Annotated in this window: 19 protein-coding genes and 1 tRNA gene; 6 read left to right on the forward strand and 14 right to left on the reverse strand. The window is 60.8% G+C overall.

Features of this window, described 5'->3' with window-relative positions; all coding sequences use genetic code 11:
• A partial coding sequence (locus L630_RS0107500) for a transposase domain-containing protein (RefSeq protein ID WP_024847651.1) occupies positions 1–261 on the forward strand: 261 nt, incomplete at its 5' end.
• On the opposite strand, the gene L630_RS21135 is transcribed toward L630_RS0107500, so the two are convergent.
• Both L630_RS21135 and L630_RS0107510 read right to left on the reverse strand, forming a co-directional pair.
• A complete protein-coding gene (locus L630_RS21135) occupies positions 245–925 on the reverse strand; it encodes an amidohydrolase family protein (RefSeq protein WP_051473134.1) in 681 nt (226 codons plus the stop codon). The two genes, L630_RS0107500 and L630_RS21135, sit on opposite strands and share 17 nt — an antisense overlap.
• Complete coding sequence (locus L630_RS0107510) at positions 877–1,650, reverse strand: cyclase family protein (protein WP_024847652.1); 774 nt, start codon at positions 1,648–1,650, stop codon at positions 877–879. Before L630_RS0107510 ends, L630_RS21135 begins: the two co-directional genes overlap by 49 nt.
• 114 nt (positions 1,651–1,764) lie before the next feature.
• On the opposite strand from L630_RS0107510, the gene L630_RS0107515 reads away from it, so the two are divergent.
• Together L630_RS0107515 and L630_RS0107520 are read left to right on the forward strand one after the other, a co-directional pair.
• Positions 1,765–2,676: a LysR family transcriptional regulator gene (locus L630_RS0107515; RefSeq protein WP_024847653.1), complete on the forward strand. Its 912-nt coding sequence runs from the start codon at positions 1,765–1,767 to the stop codon at positions 2,674–2,676.
• Between the two features lie 169 nt (positions 2,677–2,845).
• On the forward strand, positions 2,846–3,085 hold the full coding sequence (locus L630_RS0107520; protein WP_024847654.1) for a hypothetical protein: 240 nt from the start codon (positions 2,846–2,848) through the stop codon (positions 3,083–3,085).
• Positions 3,086–3,129: 44 nt separating this feature from the next.
• Here the strand turns inward: L630_RS0107520 and L630_RS0107525 are convergent, their stop codons facing one another.
• From L630_RS0107525 to L630_RS0107550, 5 genes are all read right to left on the reverse strand, one after another.
• A complete protein-coding gene (locus tag L630_RS0107525) occupies positions 3,130–3,903 on the reverse strand; it encodes a hypothetical protein (protein WP_024847655.1) in 774 nt (257 codons plus the stop codon).
• A 102-nt stretch (positions 3,904–4,005) separates the two neighbouring features.
• A protein-coding gene (locus tag L630_RS0107530) for an IS3 family transposase (protein WP_245263676.1) occupies positions 4,006–5,141 on the reverse strand; the annotation gives its coding sequence in 2 pieces (ribosomal slippage) (positions 4,006–4,874 and positions 4,874–5,141; 1,137 coding nt in all).
• A gap of 186 nt (positions 5,142–5,327) precedes the next feature.
• Positions 5,328–6,284: an alpha/beta fold hydrolase gene (locus L630_RS0107540; protein WP_024847658.1), complete on the reverse strand. Its 957-nt coding sequence runs from the start codon at positions 6,282–6,284 to the stop codon at positions 5,328–5,330.
• A 224-nt stretch (positions 6,285–6,508) separates the two neighbouring features.
• Positions 6,509–7,879, reverse strand: coding sequence for a PLP-dependent aminotransferase family protein (locus L630_RS0107545; RefSeq protein ID WP_024847659.1), 1,371 nt, complete (start codon positions 7,877–7,879; stop codon positions 6,509–6,511).
• Between the two features lie 63 nt (positions 7,880–7,942).
• On the reverse strand, positions 7,943–8,410 hold the full coding sequence (locus L630_RS0107550) for a cupin domain-containing protein (RefSeq protein WP_198019536.1): 468 nt from the start codon (positions 8,408–8,410) through the stop codon (positions 7,943–7,945).
• A gap of 119 nt (positions 8,411–8,529) precedes the next feature.
• Here L630_RS0107550 and L630_RS0107555 point away from each other — a divergent pair, with 119 nt between their 5' ends.
• Entirely contained in the window at positions 8,530–9,048 is a 519-nt protein-coding gene (locus L630_RS0107555) for a pyridoxamine 5'-phosphate oxidase family protein (protein ID WP_051473137.1), read from the forward strand.
• Positions 9,049–9,205: 157 nt separating this feature from the next.
• Here the strand turns inward: L630_RS0107555 and L630_RS0107560 are convergent, their stop codons facing one another.
• Complete coding sequence (locus L630_RS0107560; protein ID WP_024847662.1) at positions 9,206–9,985, reverse strand: SDR family NAD(P)-dependent oxidoreductase; 780 nt, start codon at positions 9,983–9,985, stop codon at positions 9,206–9,208.
• Positions 9,986–10,735: 750 nt separating this feature from the next.
• Positions 10,736–10,820: transfer RNA gene (locus L630_RS0107565), tRNA-Leu, on the reverse strand.
• A gap of 248 nt (positions 10,821–11,068) precedes the next feature.
• Between L630_RS0107565 and lipB the strand changes: the two genes are divergently transcribed.
• A complete protein-coding gene (gene lipB / locus L630_RS0107570; RefSeq protein ID WP_024847663.1) occupies positions 11,069–11,791 on the forward strand; it encodes a lipoyl(octanoyl) transferase LipB in 723 nt (240 codons plus the stop codon).
• A gap of 210 nt (positions 11,792–12,001) precedes the next feature.
• On the opposite strand, the gene L630_RS0107580 is transcribed toward lipB, so the two are convergent.
• A complete protein-coding gene (locus L630_RS0107580) occupies positions 12,002–12,529 on the reverse strand; it encodes a gamma carbonic anhydrase family protein (RefSeq protein WP_024847664.1) in 528 nt (175 codons plus the stop codon).
• Between the two features lie 160 nt (positions 12,530–12,689).
• Between L630_RS0107580 and L630_RS0107585 the strand changes: the two genes are divergently transcribed.
• Positions 12,690–13,427, forward strand: a complete 738-nt coding sequence (locus L630_RS0107585) for a hypothetical protein (protein ID WP_024847665.1) — start codon at positions 12,690–12,692, stop codon at positions 13,425–13,427.
• A gap of 17 nt (positions 13,428–13,444) precedes the next feature.
• On the opposite strand, the gene L630_RS0107590 is transcribed toward L630_RS0107585, so the two are convergent.
• The 4 genes from L630_RS0107590 to lpdA all read right to left on the reverse strand — a co-directional run bounded on the left by L630_RS0107590 (position 13,445) and on the right by lpdA (position 16,939).
• Entirely contained in the window at positions 13,445–13,900 is a 456-nt protein-coding gene (locus tag L630_RS0107590; protein ID WP_024847666.1) for a type II toxin-antitoxin system RatA family toxin, read from the reverse strand.
• A gap of 10 nt (positions 13,901–13,910) precedes the next feature.
• Complete coding sequence (locus L630_RS0107595) at positions 13,911–14,465, reverse strand: hypothetical protein (RefSeq protein ID WP_024847667.1); 555 nt, start codon at positions 14,463–14,465, stop codon at positions 13,911–13,913.
• Positions 14,462–15,430 carry a lipoyl synthase gene (gene lipA, locus L630_RS0107600; RefSeq protein WP_024847668.1) on the reverse strand — a complete coding sequence of 323 codons (969 nt, stop codon included), beginning with the start codon at positions 15,428–15,430 and terminating at the stop codon, positions 14,462–14,464. Before lipA ends, L630_RS0107595 begins: the two co-directional genes overlap by 4 nt.
• Before the next feature lie 69 nt (positions 15,431–15,499).
• Positions 15,500–16,939, reverse strand: a complete 1,440-nt coding sequence (lpdA, locus tag L630_RS0107605) for a dihydrolipoyl dehydrogenase (RefSeq protein WP_024847669.1) — start codon at positions 16,937–16,939, stop codon at positions 15,500–15,502.
• Positions 16,940–16,952 lie beyond the last annotated feature (13 nt).

Consider the following 16,952-nt stretch of genomic DNA (forward strand, 5'->3'; position numbering starts at 1 on the left):
ATCGACTCCAACATCGTTGAACGCAGTATCCGCCCCATCGCCCTCAATCGGAAAAATGCCCTCTTCGCCGGTTCCGATGGCGGTGGAGAGCACTGGGCAACCATCGCCTCGCTGATCGAGACCTGCAAGCTCAACGGCGTTGACCCGTACGCTTACCTCGCCAACGTCATCACCCGCATCGTCGCCGGTCACCCGCAGAACCAGATCGACGACCTGCTGCCATGGGCCTACGTCCCCGCGCCACTCAAGGCCGTGGCCTGAGAACAGCGGTTACAAGCGAAGTGCCAAGCGGATGGATGAAAATCGGCATGCCGGCCGCTTCTGCCGCCTGCCACACCGGATCGAAACCAGGATCTGACAGCTCCAGTTCGCCGACGCTGGCCGAGATCTCGATTCCCTTGAGCCCCGCTGCCTTCGCCGTGACGATTTGCTCCGCGGCAAGTTCGGGATGTTGCATGGAAACGATCCCCAGCGCGGACAGACGCGTGGGGGCCTGCTTCACCAGTACGGCAGCGGCGCCATTCACCGCCTCAACGAGCTCGGATGCCAGTGCCGCATCAGCCCAGTAGGCATAGAGATGCGGTGACGGGGAAACGACCTGCACGTCCACTCCCATCAGGTCGAGATCCTCGAGGCGTTTCTCCAGCGATCCCATCCGTGCGAAGGCCTGCGGCAGCATTACTGTGCCGTTGTGGCGCATCGACGCCTCTCCGCTAGCAGCGGCGGAAGCTGCCATCTCAGCGGAGCGTTCGGGACGACCGGCCAGCAGCATTTCCGCTTCAGGCGCGCCACAATGCCCATGCATATCGATGACGCGTGGCACCGACACGCGCGGCAACGGTGCGGAAGGCAGGGGAGCGAACATCTCCTGCACGATCAGTCCTCGAAGATCGCGACGGCCCGCACCCAGCCAGCCGAGCCGCACTCAACTTTCACCGGGAAGGCGCAAACCGTGTAGCCGGTCGCCGGAAGCTGCTCGAGGTTGGACAGCTTTTCGATATGGCAGTAGCCGATCTCGGCACCGGCCTTGTGCCCTTCCCAGAACAGGCTGGCATTGCCGGTGCGGGCAATTGCCTCTCGCTGATGCTTGAGCGGTGCATCCCAGCTCCAGGCATCGATGCCGCAAACTCTTACACCTCGCGTAGTCAAATAAAGGGTTGCCTCGCGTCCCATGCCGCAACCGCGCGCGAGATAGTCGTCCTCGCCGTAGCGCAGGCCCGCGGAGGTATTGACCAGGACGATGTCGCCCGGTGCGAGTTCGTGGCCGATCCGCTTCAGCTCGGCTTCCACCTCAGACGCCTTCACGACGTGGCCGTCCGGAAGATGCCGGAAGTCCAGTTTGACCCCTGGCCCCATGCACCATTCGAGCGGCACTTCATCGATCGTGATCGCGCGCTCGCCATTGTTCATCGTGGGATGATAGTGCCAGGGCGCGTCCATATGGGTGCCGGCGTGGGTGGTCACCTCCAGCTCCTCGGAGGCCGGCCCCTTCCCGTCGAGCATCTGCGACGGGGCAAGTCCCACCATGGGCGCGAAATCCTCGGCGCCATGGTCATGGTCGAAATATCGGATCTTCGGCAGTAGCGGCGGCGGATCTGAAGGAATTCCCGCCTTCAGGCTGACTGAAAGATCCACAATTCGCCGCGCCATACGCTGTCCTCCCAGGTTGCGCGCGGAAGGTAGTTGCTCCACAGCCATATTTCGAATGAATACGACGCATGTTTTGCATAAGGGGGACAAATCGTGCGGCTGGATCGCCTCGACATGAATCTCATCATTGCCCTGGAGGCCATCCTTCGCCTGCGGTCAGTGACGCTGGCAGCAAACGAGCTTTGCCTGACGCAGCCTGCCCTCAGCCAGGCGTTGCGGCGACTGCGCGATCACTTCGGGGATCCCATTGTCCGCCAGGTCGGCAGGCAGATGCAGCCCACAGAATTCGGCGAGCAGTTGGGCCGCGCGGCAACGCAGCTCCTCAACGACACACGCCACTTCAGCCAGATGCGACCGGGATTCGATCCGGCAAAGATGCGCCGGCGCTTTTCGATCATTGCGTCGGACTTTGTTCTGAAAGTGCTGATCGCACCCATGCTGCCGGAGCTTGCACAGGAATCGCCAGGAGTATCGCTGCAATTGGTGCCGATTGACGGGCCGTCGGACGCAAGCTTCCAGCGCGGCGAGATCGACTTCGCGGTCGTTCCCTCTCGTTTCCTCTATCCGGAGCATCCGCATGTGCATCTTTTTGAAGACGATTTCGTCTGCGTCCTCTGGGAGAACCATCCCACCATCGGTGACTCGATGGACACGTCGACCTATCTGTCGATGCGACATGTGGTGACCGCGTTCGGCGGCAGCTGGCGCGGAAGCCATTTCGAACAATGGATCGACGACAAGGGGCTGGAGCTCGACGTTGCCTGCAGCGTGCCCAGCTTCACCATGCTCGCCGAATGCCTGCGCGGAACGCCGTGGATTGCCACCATGCATCGTCGGTTGTGGGAATCGCTGCCCCCTGGATCCGGGCTGCGCGCCGTTCCTATGCCCCTCAATGTTCCCCCGATCTCGGAAAACCTCCAGTGGCACGCTTCCCGCGAAGCCAACGCTTCGATCACATGGATGCGGGACCGGATCCTCAGCTGGGCTCAACGGGGATTTGAGAACGGCGCGCGGAACTCGTGCTAATCGGATGAAGCGGGATAGTGCCCCCTCTTATAAAAACTCCAAGATCCGCAGCTCAACAAATGTGATACGATCGAATCAGTAAATATCGTTTGTATTATTATGAATGATTCAAGACGCCCGTTAAGTGGTAGAATCTGGCAACTGAAACAGGTTGAGCCAGGAGGCTACCATGTCCAGGGACTCGGCTGTCAGGCAAGCGACGACGCGTGAGACCCACGAGCGCGGGACGGACAAGGCAGAGCCTGACCAGCGTCTGCTGCTCCAGAAGATCCGGACGACAGCCGCTTCGGGAGCGGACTTCACGAAGGTGGACGAGCTGGTGCGTCTTTACCGGGCCAATGCGCTGAAGGCGATGGTGAGAAGGCTTCGGAACCGGTTGTCAGGAATATTCGGAAGCGAGTTCCGGTAAGAGCGGGAAGCCGAAAGCGCCCTTTGCGGGCGCTTTCATTTTGCCTATGGCAGGGCATTGTAGAAGAAGGACACTGCCAAACCATTGAGCAGGGCATGCACCTGCAGGCGATCCACCAGAGGATGGTCGACGCACAAGTCCTTTCTCTCCGACTTCAGAGGCTCCTCGCAGGGAGGTAGAAACACGTTGCTGCTCGCAAGAGGAACACGTTCGAGAAGCATGAGGCTGGCAGGGTGACTTCTCAGACCATTTGAAGCCTGTTCGAGAATGCGCCCGTTTCCAGCCCCGGCATGGATGACTCCAAGCGGGATGGTGACTGCAGCGTCCTTCCTCGTTCCCACCGTCTCCGGAGGCGACAGGAGCAACGCGGCCCTTATACGCTTGTCCCAAAGGTGGTAGCGCGCGTCGCAGCCGGACGGCGTATCGCAGCCGGTGTCGTCCTCGAGCGCGGCATTGCCGATCAGAAGCATCGCAGCCTCCGCACCCAGCTCGTGACCGATGATGCCGATCCTCTCTTTGTCGACGAGATCGGCCAACGGGCTCTTAAGGAGCACATCGAGAGCCAGCGACACCTCCCGCGCCCGAAGCTCAGCGGTATCCGCGCTAACTTTATGCTCAATCGCAAGAACGATGAAGCCACTCAATGAAAGGTAGCTCGCGGTGTCATGGTGAGCATAAGCGCTCGCGTATGATCCGTGAGCGACAACGATGACGGGGAAGCGGCCTGCGGCCGGCTCCGCATCATTTACTCCATAGACTTCGAAGCCCCCGGCCTTGCTGAACTCCCCTCCTCCCCTTGCGGGATAGAAGACGGCCATCGACAAGTGGCCGGGATTTGTACTTTTCAGTTGCTGGATACTGAGGTGGACCCGTCTGGTGAGACAGCTTGGCGGCTTGGCTAAGGTGGATCGGGTTGGTTTCTACGCCGCCAATTGCTCCGTCATTTGTGCCGTAGCATAGACCTCGTCGGGTGTCCTGCCGCCAAAGGTCGAGTGTGGGCGTCGCTGGTTGTAGTAGTCGATCCAGGAGCCGATGCCGCTGCGCGCCTCGCTGCCGGTCTCGAAGGCATTGAGGAAGACGCACTCGTATTTGAGACTGCGCCACAGCCGCTCGATGAAGACGTTGTCCATCCAGCGGCCGCGCCCGTCCATGGAGATGCGGATGCCGGCATCCTTCAACGTCGTGGTGAAGGCGAAGCTGGTGAACTGCGATCCCTGGTCGGTGTTGAAGATGTCGGGCCTGCCGTGGCGGGCAATCGCCTCCTCGAGCGCGGCAACGCAGAAGTCGGCATCCATCGTGTTCGACAGCCGCCAGGCCAGCACCTTGCGGCTGAACCAGTCCATGATGGCGACGAAGTAGAGGAAGCCGCGCCGCATCGGAATGTAAGTCACATCCGCACACCAGACGTGATTGGGCCGCTCGATCGCCAGATGCCGCAGCAGGTAAGGATAGATGCGGTGCTGCGGATGCGGCTCGCTGGTCTTCGGAGCCTGGTAGATCGGCGACAGACCGATCTTGCGCATCAGCCGCCGGACCCGCTTGCGGCCGACGCACCAACCTTGACGCCGTAGGTGCCGCGCCATCTGCCTAGAGCCATACCAGGGCATTTCCATGAAGGCCTCGTCGATGATGCGCATCAGTTCGAGGTTCTCCGGGCTCTCGCCGGCAGGCTGTCGATAGAACGACGCCCGCGAGATCGAGACCAGTTCGCACTGGCGGCAGATCGAGAGCCGGTTGTGATCGGGATCAATCATCATACTCCTCCGATCCAGGCTCAGCGATCGAAGGCTTTGGCCAAAAAATCCCGCTCAACGACGAGTTGGCCGATCTTGGCGTGCAGTTTCGTCACCTCGGCCTCCCGGCCGACCTGTGCATCCGCTGCCTTGTCGTCGAACGCCTTGGCCAGGTTCTCAATGGCCTGCCGTTTCCACTGGGTGATCTGGTTGGGATGAAGCTGGTGCTTCGTCGCCAGTTCCGAAATCGTCCGCTCGCCGCGGATCGCCTCAAGCGCAACCTTGGCCTTGAACTCGGCCGAGAACCGTCTGCGTGTCTTCATGCTGGATCGTCCTTTTCATCGGAAAATCCACCTTATGCCCCTGTCTCAAAAACCGGCACCACCTCATACCCACGCCCCGACGCCCTCCTTCTTGCGAATGCTGGTAAAGGAGCGCAATCAAAATTCCGACGCCTAAAACCAGAAGCAGAAATCGCCGGGCGCTTTGCCATCCTATCGACCGGGTCGTCATCCGAGCACTCCTGACCAGAGCAGCTGAATTCGACTTGGCCGAAGCAGAGGTTCACCGGGGCCATAACTTGCCGCCTCGTTCGGCCACGGGTTGCTGCCCGACTCCAGCCAGCGCACGGTCTTCCTCCAGAACTCGCTCTGGTGGGCCGAGTGGAAAAGGCCGAAGTGCCCACCTGGGGCGATACCGCGATGAGCTTCAGACAGCTTGACGACGGTTTTCTCGGCGTTCGGGTAATAGCTTAGCCCACGCATGATCGCGGGCACCGTGGCAAAGGGATCATCGTCATTTGTGACCGAAAGGATCGAGGACCGAACAGAATGGAAACGGTCCAACACCCGCACCCTAAGATCCTCGGGGAACCTCCGTTCGTAGCGAGATCTGGAAAAGCTCCATTCGCAGGCAACGCCGCGTGGCAGGTCTTCCAGCCATCCCAGGCGCCTGCCGGGGAAATAGCCGAAAATAGCGGTCATCAACGGCATTACGATGTGCCAACTCATGAACAGGCGAAGGCGCTCACGCGCGGCATAGTCCGGCCAATACGCGTAGGAAGCACCCACCGCCAATATTCGGCTTATGTGGCCCGCATTCTCCGCCAGCCCCGGCAGGAAACCGCCGAAGCTGTGGCCAACCACATGGAGGGGCCGGCCGGGACTTCTCGTCCGCATCAGCCGGAGAGCGGCATCGAAATCCAGAGTTCCCCAGTCGCTCCAACGGAAGTCGCAGCCTCTGAGGCTTTTTGGTCTCGAGTGCCCAATTCCCCGGTAATCATAGGTGAGAACTTCGAAGCCGCATGACGCGAGGAAGCTCGCACAGCGATGATAATACCGGGCAAGCACGCCTGTTGCCGGATTGATGATCACACTCGCCTTCGGACCACGTTCCGGGACCCAAAGGTCGCCGCTCAGGCGGATCGCGTCCGCGCATCTTATCTCGATTGCTTGACGACTGATCATGATGGCGGTTCCTGACTACCGACCTGTCGTTTGCTGATGCCCCAATAGGGGGGAACATTCGCGTTACAATGTATTAGCTACAATAGATACATTTTGTCGGAATCGTCATCGGTCCTGCATCAGACAACAATTAGTCCAATACGAGCCATGAGATTTGGGGCAGGCACGATAAGAGGAGCGGCCACCAAAGGGCAGCCGTCTACGAACGACAGGGTTCTGGCAACTCAGACGATATGAAGATCGGCGGCGACGCTCTCGAAGCCAGCAGCGGCACGAAGGTCCGCGATGACGCGTAACGCGTTGGTCAGGCTGTCCCGTTGCGGGGCGGCCATCAGGCAGAGCCGCACGCCTCCTGCCTTCTCGCCCCCCACAGCAACCGCGTCTGGTGGCGTGATGCGAACGCCCTGCTCCAATGCTTGCCTGGCGAGCTTTTGCGCGGCGATCTTCGGCATGGGAAGCCACACATGCGGTGACCCCGAAGGCATAGGGAGACGCAAGTGAAGGATTGAGGCCGCCAGCTCGACCCGGCTACGCGCCTCAGCGCGAAGCGCCTCCCTGGCCGAAAGATGGGCTCCCATCTCAAAGAGGGCTTTTGCCACCTCCAGATCGAAGGCGGAAACACCCCACAGTTCGGCTCGGATCCGCGATGCGATGGCCCCGCGCCGCGGCTGCGGTGGAGCCAGTACACCTACGCGAACCAGCGGCGTAAGGGACTTGGACAGGCCGTTGATGTAGTAGACCCGCTCGCCGTCGAGCTCGCGAAAAGTCGGCGACCCAGTATCGGAGTAGATGCCGTAAAGGTCATCCTCGATAATGAATGCGTCGGCGCGCCGGCAGACGGCGAGGATGTCCTTCCGACGCGCCTCGGTCATCTCAAAGCCGTAGGGGTTCTGACACACCGGCGTGAGATAGATGGCCCGACACTCGCTTTCGGCAAACAGACGCTCCAACGCGTCTGGCAACATACCCTCTTCATCGTGATCGACGGCATGCAACTGAAGACCAAGATTATTGGCCGCTGCGATAGCGCCAGAGAACGTAGCTGCCTCAGTGGCAACACCCCGGGTATGACCCGCAAGGTCGGCCATAGCGAGGTGGATGGCGTGCTGTCCCCCGACGGTGACAACCATATCGTCAGCGGCGAGCTCCAGCCTCATGGCAGACAGCCAGTCGGACAAGATCTTCCTGTGCTCTTTGTGACCGCCAGGTTCCGGATAGCCACCATTCGGCGTGTTGCTCAGGCGGCTGGACGCCTGCACCGCGGCCGCCCGAAACTGTCCTTCATCCACCACCGGAAGCGGGATGTTGAAGTTGAGGTCGGTGAACTCGGCGGCCGGCTCTACAACCATGTTCACGAAGGTGCCGCGGCCGGTCTCGCTGCGGACGACACCGCGCTTCTCAAGGTAGCTGATCGCCTTGGTGACCGTACCGATGGCAACGCCAGCGTCCCGTGAAAGCTCACGATGCGTGGGAAGCCGCTCCCCTGGACGCAACTGCCCCGACGAAATCCACCTTTCGATCGCGGCGGCCAGGCGCTCGTGGAGGGGATCATGGCCATCCGGGATCGGCAACTGAAATGTATCGGAAGTACCCATGCGCATCTCCAGCGAGTCAACCGGGATTGTAGTTCAGTTGCCCTAAGATTCTACCGTCTGCCATCAGTATGGTGTGCCGTCCTTGTGAACGAAACGCCATGCACCCTCTTCGCGCAGGGCGATCAGGTCATCTTCAGGATACGTCGCCTCGTCGCCTTCCGTTCTGTCTCCGATCTCGAGATACATCACCGGCGCGTTGGTGCGATTCTCCAGATGGTGAGAAACGCCGGCCGCCGGGAAGCCAGCACACATGCCGGGCGTCAGCTCTATCTCCCCTTCGCTCGTCACCAGCGTGATGCGGCCCTCAATCACATAGACAAACTCATCTTGACGGCTGTGACGATGCTGAAGGGCGGAAACCGCTCCCGACTCAAGCGTAGTGAGGTTTACGCCAAAGTTTTTCAGGCCAAACAGATCACCGAGCGGTCTCTTGAGGCGGCCGTTCATTCGAGCGGCAAACACCGGCGGGTAGTTTGAAGGCTTTGTACGGGTCTCAGCTTCTGCAGCAACGATCGCCAAAGGTTTGCTCATCTCGGACATCCAATTCGTGAACAACGTTTCAAACATAGTCGTTGACAGCAACAGCGTCCAGATGATTGTGTTTTTTGTATCTAATATTAACGATACAATGAGTCGATGGAGCGGATGCTATGGGCATCATTGAAGTAAACGAGAACCTTCGCTCTGAACTCAACAACGCGGTCCTGTGTTGGCTGGCGACCGTGTCCCGGGAGGGCGTGCCGAACGTCACGCCGAAAGAGATCTTCACGCTGAGCGGTCGGGACCGGATCCTGATCGCCGACATCGCTTCCCCGGTGAGCGTCCGGAATATCGAAGACAATCCCATCGTCTGCGTGAGCTTCATCGATATCTTTCGCCAGCGCGGTTACAAGATCGTTGGGCTGGCGCGGATCATTGAGAGGTCGAACGCCTCATTCAGAACCATCGGCGACGAGCTTCTGGCGATGGTCGGAGACAGGTTTCGTATCCAGAACATCATCGAGGTCACGATGACCCACGTGTCCCGAATTCGAGCGCCGAGCTATCAATTTTATCCTGAGCGGACAGAGCAAGAGATTATGCAGGACGCCTACCGCACCTACGGAGTGACGCCTTCCCGTGGCGGGCAGTTCAATCCTGCGTTTAGGAAGGATGTTTCAGACCTGTAGATGCGGGCAATCTACAGAAGTCGGCCTCTGCCTCATGCCAAATCGGTGTCAGCCTCCGACCTGCAGGTCCGACAGCAAACTCGTCGGGCAGCGACCTTCTTTTTCGTCACCATTAGCGCCCCGCTCAGCCTGGAGAGCCTCTTGTGAGCGTCAGGCGCTATTCGCCGTGCGGCTTCGCCATCTTGCGATGCCGCCGCGCGAGCATTGAACTTGGCGTGACGTGGGCAATTGCTGCCTGAAGCTTGTTTGACATGCCGCTTACCACGCCCGCCTCCCCTGACATCATTGCCTTGTAACCTGTGCGGGCAACATCTGCCGGATCCTCCTTTGAATCATCCTCGCCGACGTCCGTATCAAGAAGGTCAGCGCGTTCGAAGAACTTGGTGTCGGTTGGAGCGGGCATAAGACAGGTGACAGATACGCCAGTCTCCAGAAGCTCATCCCGCAGAGCCCAGGAAAAACTGTCCACAAAGGCTTTTGTGGCGTTGTAAACTGCCTGATAGCTTCCGGGCATGAAGCCCGCGATGGAGCCGGTAAGCAGTATGCGGCCGCTGCCGCGCTCTCGCATCCGCCGCGCGATCTCATGAACGAGGACCACAGTGCCGGTAACATTTGTGTCGATTACCCGCCGGATCTCGTAGATGTCCTGATCTACAAAGGCTCGGCCCAGTCCTCGTCCGGCATTCGCAAGGAGAAGGTCGACAGGACGATCAACATGTTCGATCAGCCGCGCGATGTCATCCTCACGCGCAAGGTCGAGTTCGAGCGCGGTAACGGCGTGCCCCAGTGCCCGGAGTTCCTCCGCCGCCACATGGATCTCAGGCTCATCAGCAGCGACCAGAAGGTCATATCCGTCTTCCGCGCAAAGACGCGCCAGCTCGTAGCCTATACCGCTGGACGCTCCCGTCACGACTGCAAATCCCCTGCTCTGCGTCATTTGCGGACACTCCTTCCGGATCAGCAAGGGTCTGTTTTCGTCAAGCATAGCGAGACGTATCAGAAGCCCTTGTCAGGATGTGAAACTCACCTTCGAACCGTGGGATCTAAGCTTTGTTCCGGCCGGATCTCGTCTGTTGCACTGTCTCGCTGCCGCTCTCTGCATCGTAAAGAGGTATCGGTTTGTGCGCCCACCGCGAGAGCATCAACTTGACGGTCAGAAGGGCCCGTTGTGGACTCCCACATAGCAGCGTTTCCGTAACCCCCGTCTCCACCTAGCGATCATGACAACATCTCCCCCCGGAGCGGGGAGGTGAGCTCGTCGAGACCTCGCAGGTATTGGCGCTGCGGAAGCCCTCGTGGAAAACGTTGATCCCAACACAACGAATATCCATCCGCTCCCATCCTTGACGGGACGGGCCACGTTTTCTGCGGCCTCGGCGATTGTTCGGGGTCGATGGAACGGGGGTAGTCGCCTTTGCGCCCCCCGTTGGTGTTGTTACCCAGTGTGGACTTGGTTCTCCCTACCGCCACCCGCACTGTCAACGATAGCAGACGGGGCGGAAGGCAAGTTAAAAGGGGAAAACTAGCGAGAACGCTCTGTCGGCAACTCGGGATTGCGTCAATTGAGGAGGCGTGACGAACCTCTACGGAGCTCGTCTCTACGCCTTCGACACTTTGGGACGCCCCCAGCCAAGCCGACCGGCGACCCGTCAGTTTGCACGATTTTGATGAGGAAAATTTTTGTCAATGGTGCGGTCGAGAAGACTCGAACTTCCACGGGTTGCCCCACAGCGACCTCAACGCTGCGCGTCTACCAATTCCGCCACGACCGCATCATGACAGGGGCCGGTTGCGACCGGCAACGGGCATGTATCAAATGCCCCTACCCCGCACAAGTGGCCTTCTTGAACTTTCTGGAATAAATTTGGGAAAGGCGATTCTCTGCCCATGCGGTGCGAGAAGCTCGCGGCAAACGCCTTGAAAACGCACACGAAACTGGATCTCCGCCGCCTGAGGTGGCATATCCACCCCGTCCGCGGCAGCATGAAGCCCTGCCGCCACCAGGAATCGGTACCGTCTCATGTCCGAACGCAGCCAGCTCAACACCTCTTTCCTGCCCGCGCCGGGCAGCCCGCCCGTCGAATGGCGTGTTGAGCCGGGTCTCACGGATTACGAAACCGCGCTTCTGTTCATGGAAAATCGCGCAGCGGCGATTCGCAACGAAGGTGCGGCCGAAATGGTGTGGCTGGTGGAACACCCGCCCCTCTACACGGCGGGCTCCAGCGCCGACCCGCAGGACCTGCTGCAGCCCGACCGGTTCCCGGTCTTTGACGCCGGACGAGGTGGCGAATACACCTATCACGGCCCCGGCCAGCGGGTTGCCTATGTCATGCTCGACCTGAAGCGCCGGCGCGAAGACGTTCGCGCCTTTGTTGCCTCGCTCGAAGAATGGATCATCCGCTCACTCGCCTCCTTCAACGTGAAGGGAGAACGCCGCGAAGATCGGGTCGGCGTGTGGGTGGTGCGGCCGGAGCGTCCGCCCCTGCCGAACGGACAGCCTGCTGAGGACAAGATCGCCGCGATCGGCATTCGCCTGAAGCGGTGGGTCAGCTTCCACGGCATCGCCGTGAACATCGAACCCGACCTCTCCCATTTCGGCGGCATCGTGCCCTGTGGCATTCAGGGCTACGGCGTCACCAGCCTCGTCGATCTCGGCCTGCCGGTGACGCTGGGCGACTACGACGACGCCCTCAAGGCCGCCTTCGAAGAGGTGTTCGGCGAAACCGTACCTGTTTTGTTCTAAAGCGAACCGATCAGCAAAGCCATTGCCGTCACGAACGCACTTACGGAAACCAGCGAAGCGACATCCTGGAGGAACTCAGACATAACCCTCTCCCGTTTCTGTTATGTCCGCAGTGTGTTTCCTTTTTGTTCTCTTGTCAAGCGGCCTGGTCCATAGGTCAGTCACGCCGCCCGATTCGATCTGAAACCGGGCGGCGGGTTCGTTTTCGGATCAGGCTGGCTTCATGCCCTTCTTGAAGCGCTTGCCGTTGCCAACATAGAGGTCGGCGGACTTCTTCAGCCCCTCGACGGCCTTTTCGTCCAACTCGCGCACGACCTTGGCCGGAACGCCGACGATCAGCGAGTTGTCCGGGAACTCCTTGCCTTCGGTGACGAGCGCCCCTGCCCCGACCAGGCAGTTCTTGCCGATCTTCGCGCCGTTGAGAACGATCGCGCCCATGCCGATCAGCGTGTTGTCGCCGATCGTGCAGCCGTGCAGGATGGCGCGGTGGCCAACCGTGCAGTCCTTGCCGACGGTGAGCGGATAGCCCATGTCCGTGTGCAGCACGCTGTGCTCCTGCACGTTGCTGCGGTCGCCGATCGAAATCAGCTCATTGTCGCCGCGCAGCACCGCGCCGAACCAGATGCCGGTCTCGCGGCCAAGATGTACCTTGCCGATGACGGATGCATCCGGTGCGACCCAGGTGCTTTCCTCATCGTCGAGTTGCGGCGCGACGCCGTCGAGCGTGTAAAGCGGCATGATTCCTCCTGATACGGCTGCTTTATCCTACCCTTAGGGGAGCAACGCTCCCGGACGCAAGCACCGCGCTGACGATCTTTCGCAGCTGCGACAGGAATGGATTTTACCGTCCGTTTACCACGTTCGGACAAGGTTGGAGCGACCTTGAAGGGGCACGCCTTTGTACAGCGAAACAGCCGATTCCTACGACACGTTCTCGCCGGAACGCATCCGTTCCAGGTTCATGATGCGTGTGTTCCTGATCCTTGCGGCTCTGGCATTGGCGTCGCTGGCGATCAGCCTTGCAGGAAAATGGTTCGGGCGCACGATCGCGATGGGAGGCCACACCGACGACACGACGCCGTATGAGATCGTCATCGGCAACGACGTGCTGCGTGTGCCGGCCAACATGATCCGCTTCGAGCATGCGCGGCGCCATGGCGTTGTCGCCAAGCTCGACCTCTACATGCGCTGGCCGCAGATGGACGGCTATTCGGCGAAGGCGCGTGCCGCATTCAACCACGAAAATGGCTCGCGGGAACTCCTGTTCCTCACCTTCGAGGAGCGGATGATGTCCCGCGACATGTCCGGCCGCTACGAGCCGATCTACAAGGCGATGGTGAAGGAGTCAGGACGTCCAGGCCCCAATGGCCTCACCGTCTATTCCTTCCCGGAAAACACCGGCTATGTCGACGAGCTGCTGGTAGTCGGCAATGCCGACAGCGACAAGCCGTTCGTGATGCGCTGCCTTTCGGGCGAGGCGGCGCGCGAATCGCTTGCACCGTGCGAGCGAGACATTCATCTCGGCCGGGGTCTTACCCTCACCTATCGCATGCCGGCGGCTCTAGCCGCCTCATGGCGCGAGGTCGACGCAGCGGTGCGCAAGGCGGTCGAAGGTTTTTTGCTGGCAGAACAGTAAGCGGAAGTAGCGAGCGGTCAGGCTGCCGTGCCGTAAAAGGCGTCGGCCCGCTTTTCAAAAGCTTCGGCGAACATGCGGAAGGCGCGATCAAACATCGCGCCCATCAACGCGCCGAGCACGCGGCTCTTGAACTCGTAGTCGATGAAGAAGCCGATCTCAGTACCGCCACCGGAGGCCGTTTCGAAGCGCCAAGTGTTAACAAGATACTTGAACGGCCCGTCGATGTATTTGACGTCGATGCGGTTGTCCGCCGGCTTCAGCACCACCTGGCTGGTGAACGTCTCGCGGATCGCCTTGTAGCCGACGGTCATGTCAGCCACGAGTAGGGTCACTCCGTCCCGTTCTCGGCGCGAGCGGATCGACAGCGCCTCGCACATCGGCAGGAATTCCGGATATCTCTCGATGTCCGCCACCAGCGCGAACATCTGCGCCGGTGAGTGGGAGACGGTTCTGGTGGTTTCGAAACTTGGCATCGGCGCAGGGCTACACGCTGGCGGTTATTTCGGCAAGAAGGGCGTCGATCTCGTCCTGTGTTGTGAGCTGGATCACAATCCTAGCTACGCCGGAAGCAGCCAGCTTCTGCTCGATCTGCGGCACGAGGTCCCGGTCGAAGGTCCAGACATAGCGCAGGAAAGCCAGATCGATGCGTTCCGGGCAATCATCTGCCATGTCGGGCCGCGTCCTGCCGTGGAATTGCAGCCACCGGCGAAGCAGCCGCCACATGCACACCCTGCGCGGCAAGCGGAGCCAGATCACCAGATCCGCCCGCGTCAGACGAAGCTCCAGCGTGTTGAGGCCGGTTCCATCGATCAGCCATCTGTCAGCGGAAATCGCATCCTCGATCAGTGTGCGAATTTCTTCCCGCGGCCGCATCCGCCAGCCGGGTAGCCAGAAGAACGCACGGTCCATCGGGATGTACGGCAGGTCGAACTGCCGGGCGAGCACCTGCGAAAGCGTCGACTTGCCGCTGCCCGGCGAACCGATCACGAGAACGCGGCGGGCTATTGCCAGAAGCTCCGCCGCTTCTTCCGTTTTCACGCGCTTGCGGCGAGCTTCTTCGCGCGCGCTTCGCGTAGGCGGGCGAAATCGTCGCCGGCGTGGTGCGACGAGCGCGTCAACGGGCTCGACGACACCATTAGGAAGCCCTTGGTGTAGGCGACCGTCTCGTAGGACTTGAACTCTTCCGGCGTAACGAACTTCTTCACCGGATGGTGCTTGCGCGACGGCGCGAGGTACTGGCCGATGGTGATGAAGTCGACGTCGGCGGTGCGCAGGTCGTCCATGAGCTGCAGAACTTCGTTCCGCTCTTCGCCGAGGCCGACCATAATGCCGGACTTTGTGAAGATGGTCGGGTCGAGCTCCTTGACCCGCTGCAGCAGATGCAGCGAGTGGAAGTAGCGGGCGCCCGGTCGAACGGTCAGGTAGTTCGACGGCACCGTTTCGAGGTTGTGGTTAAAGACGTCCGGCTTGGCCGCAACCACAATCTCAAGCGCCTTTGCGGCGTCCTTGCGCAGGAAGTCGGGGGTCAGGATCTCGATGGTCGTCTCGGGCGATGCGTCGCGGATCGCGTGGATCACGTCGGCAAAATGCTGCGCGCCACCGTCGGCCAGATCGTCGCGATCGACCGAGGTGATGACGACGTGGCTGAGCGCCATCTGCTTCACGGCCTTAGCGACATTTGCCGGCTCTTCCGGGTCGAGCGGCAGCGGAATGCCGGTCGCGACGTTGCAGAAGGCGCAGGCGCGGGTGCAGATCTCGCCCATGATCATGAAGGTGGCGTGCTTCTTGTCCCAGCACTCACCAATGTTCGGGCAGCCCGCTTCCTCGCAAACCGTGACAAGCTTGTTGTCCTTCACGATGTTGCGCGTCTCGAGGTAGCCGCGCGAGACCGGGGCCTTGACGCGGATCCATTCGGGCTTGCGTAACACCTCCTGGTCGGGCCGGTGAGCCTTCTCCGGATGGCGGGGCCTTGGCTTATCGACCAGGTTTACGACGGTGACCATGACTGACCTTCCTGCTTGCGTCCGGCACATATAGGCCGAGACGAGGCGGTTTGAAACCGCCTCTGCCTGCTACATGTTCAACGCCTTGCCGTATGCGTCGAGCACGCTCTCCTTCATCATTTCCGACAGAGTCGGATGCGGGAAGATAGTGTGCATCAGCTCTTCCTCGGTCGTCTCGAGGTTCATCGCGACGACGAAGCCCTGAATGAGCTCGGTGACTTCCGCGCCAACCATGTGCGCGCCGAGGAGCTGGCCGGTCTTCTTGTCGAAGATCGTCTTGACGAGGCCCTGGTCCTCGCCGAGCGCTACGGCCTTGCCGTTGGCGACGAACGGGAAGCGGCCGACGCGGATGTCGTAACCTGCTTCCTTGGCCTTGGCTTCCGTGAGGCCGACAGACGCGACCTGCGGGTTGCAGTAGGTGCAGCCCGGAACCAGCGTGCGGTCGAGCGGGTGCGGATGCAGGCCCGCGATCTTTTCGACACAGATGACGGCCTCGTGCTCGGCCTTGTGCGCGAGCATCGGAGGACCGGCAACGTCGCCGATCGCATACACGCCCGGCACACTGGTGCGGCAAAACTCGTCGATGGCGATCGCGCCGCGCTCCAGCTTCACGCCAAGCGCCTCGAGGCCGAGGTTTTCGGTGTTGCACTGGACGCCAACCGCGGAGATCAGGCGGTCGGCAGTAATCTTCTCGACCGAACCGTCCTTCTTCTCGACGTGGGCGGTAATCGAGTTCGCGCCCTTCTCGACCTTGGTCACCTTCGCCTCGAGGATGAACTTCATCCCCTGCTTCTCGAGCCGCTTCTGGGCGAAGGTCGAGATTTCCTTGTCCTCGACCGGCATGATCTGCGGCATCAGCTCGACGACGGTCACGTCGACGCCAAGCGTGCGGTAGAACGAGGCGAACTCGATGCCGATCGCGCCAGAGCCCATGACGAGCAGCGACTTCGGCAGTTCCTGCGGAACCATCGCCTCGAAATAGGTCCAGATCAGCTTGCCGTCCGGCTCGATGCCGGGCAGCGCGCGCGGACGGGCGCCGGTCGCGATGATGATATGCTTGGCGTTGTAGGTGCCCTCCCCCTTGACGTTCTTGGGCAGCGGCGCCTGCGGCTCCATCGGCTTCTTCGAGGTCTTGGAGACGACGATCTCGTTCGGCTTGGTGAGCTTCGCCTCGCCCCAGATGATGTCGACCTTGTTCTTCTTCATCAGCAGGCCGACGCCGCCGTTCATGCGCTCGGCAATGCCGCGCGAGCGCTTGACGATAGCGGCGATGTCCGGCTTCGCCGAGGCGATTTCCAGGCCGTACTCCTTGGCATGCGTCGCCAGGTGCAGCACCTCGGCCGAGCGCAGCAGCGCCTTGGTCGGGATGCAGCCCCAGTTGGAGCAGATGCCCGCCAGATGCTCGCGCTCGACGATCGCCGTCTTCAGGCCAAGCTGCGCGGAACGAATTGCCGCGATGTAGCCGCCCGGTCCTGCCCCGATGATGATGACGTCATAGCTTTCGGCCACGGCCGGTCTCCTA

Origin of the sequence: Aminobacter sp. J41 (genome assembly GCF_000526635.1) — a bacterium.
Classification (GTDB): Bacteria; Pseudomonadota; Alphaproteobacteria; order Rhizobiales; family Rhizobiaceae; genus Aerobium.

Coding starts and splice junctions, on each gene's coding strand:
- L630_RS0107510 (WP_024847652.1), bottom strand. CDS start 1,650: ATGGCGCGGCGAATTGTGGATCTTTCAGTCAGCCTGAAGGCGGGAATT.
- L630_RS0107515 (WP_024847653.1), top strand. CDS start 1,765: ATGAATCTCATCATTGCCCTGGAGGCCATCCTTCGCCTGCGGTCAGTG.
- L630_RS0107520 (WP_024847654.1), top strand. CDS start 2,846: ATGTCCAGGGACTCGGCTGTCAGGCAAGCGACGACGCGTGAGACCCAC.
- L630_RS0107525 (WP_024847655.1), bottom strand. CDS start 3,903: ATGGCCGTCTTCTATCCCGCAAGGGGAGGAGGGGAGTTCAGCAAGGCC.
- L630_RS0107540 (WP_024847658.1), bottom strand. CDS start 6,284: ATGATCAGTCGTCAAGCAATCGAGATAAGATGCGCGGACGCGATCCGC.
- L630_RS0107545 (WP_024847659.1), bottom strand. CDS start 7,879: ATGGGTACTTCCGATACATTTCAGTTGCCGATCCCGGATGGCCATGAT.
- L630_RS0107550 (WP_198019536.1), bottom strand. CDS start 8,410: ATGAGCAAACCTTTGGCGATCGTTGCTGCAGAAGCTGAGACCCGTACA.
- L630_RS0107555 (WP_051473137.1), top strand. CDS start 8,530: ATGGGCATCATTGAAGTAAACGAGAACCTTCGCTCTGAACTCAACAAC.
- L630_RS0107560 (WP_024847662.1), bottom strand. CDS start 9,985: ATGACGCAGAGCAGGGGATTTGCAGTCGTGACGGGAGCGTCCAGCGGT.
- lipB (WP_024847663.1), top strand. CDS start 11,069: ATGTCCGAACGCAGCCAGCTCAACACCTCTTTCCTGCCCGCGCCGGGC.
- L630_RS0107580 (WP_024847664.1), bottom strand. CDS start 12,529: ATGCCGCTTTACACGCTCGACGGCGTCGCGCCGCAACTCGACGATGAG.
- L630_RS0107590 (WP_024847666.1), bottom strand. CDS start 13,900: ATGCCAAGTTTCGAAACCACCAGAACCGTCTCCCACTCACCGGCGCAG.
- lipA (WP_024847668.1), bottom strand. CDS start 15,430: ATGGTCACCGTCGTAAACCTGGTCGATAAGCCAAGGCCCCGCCATCCG.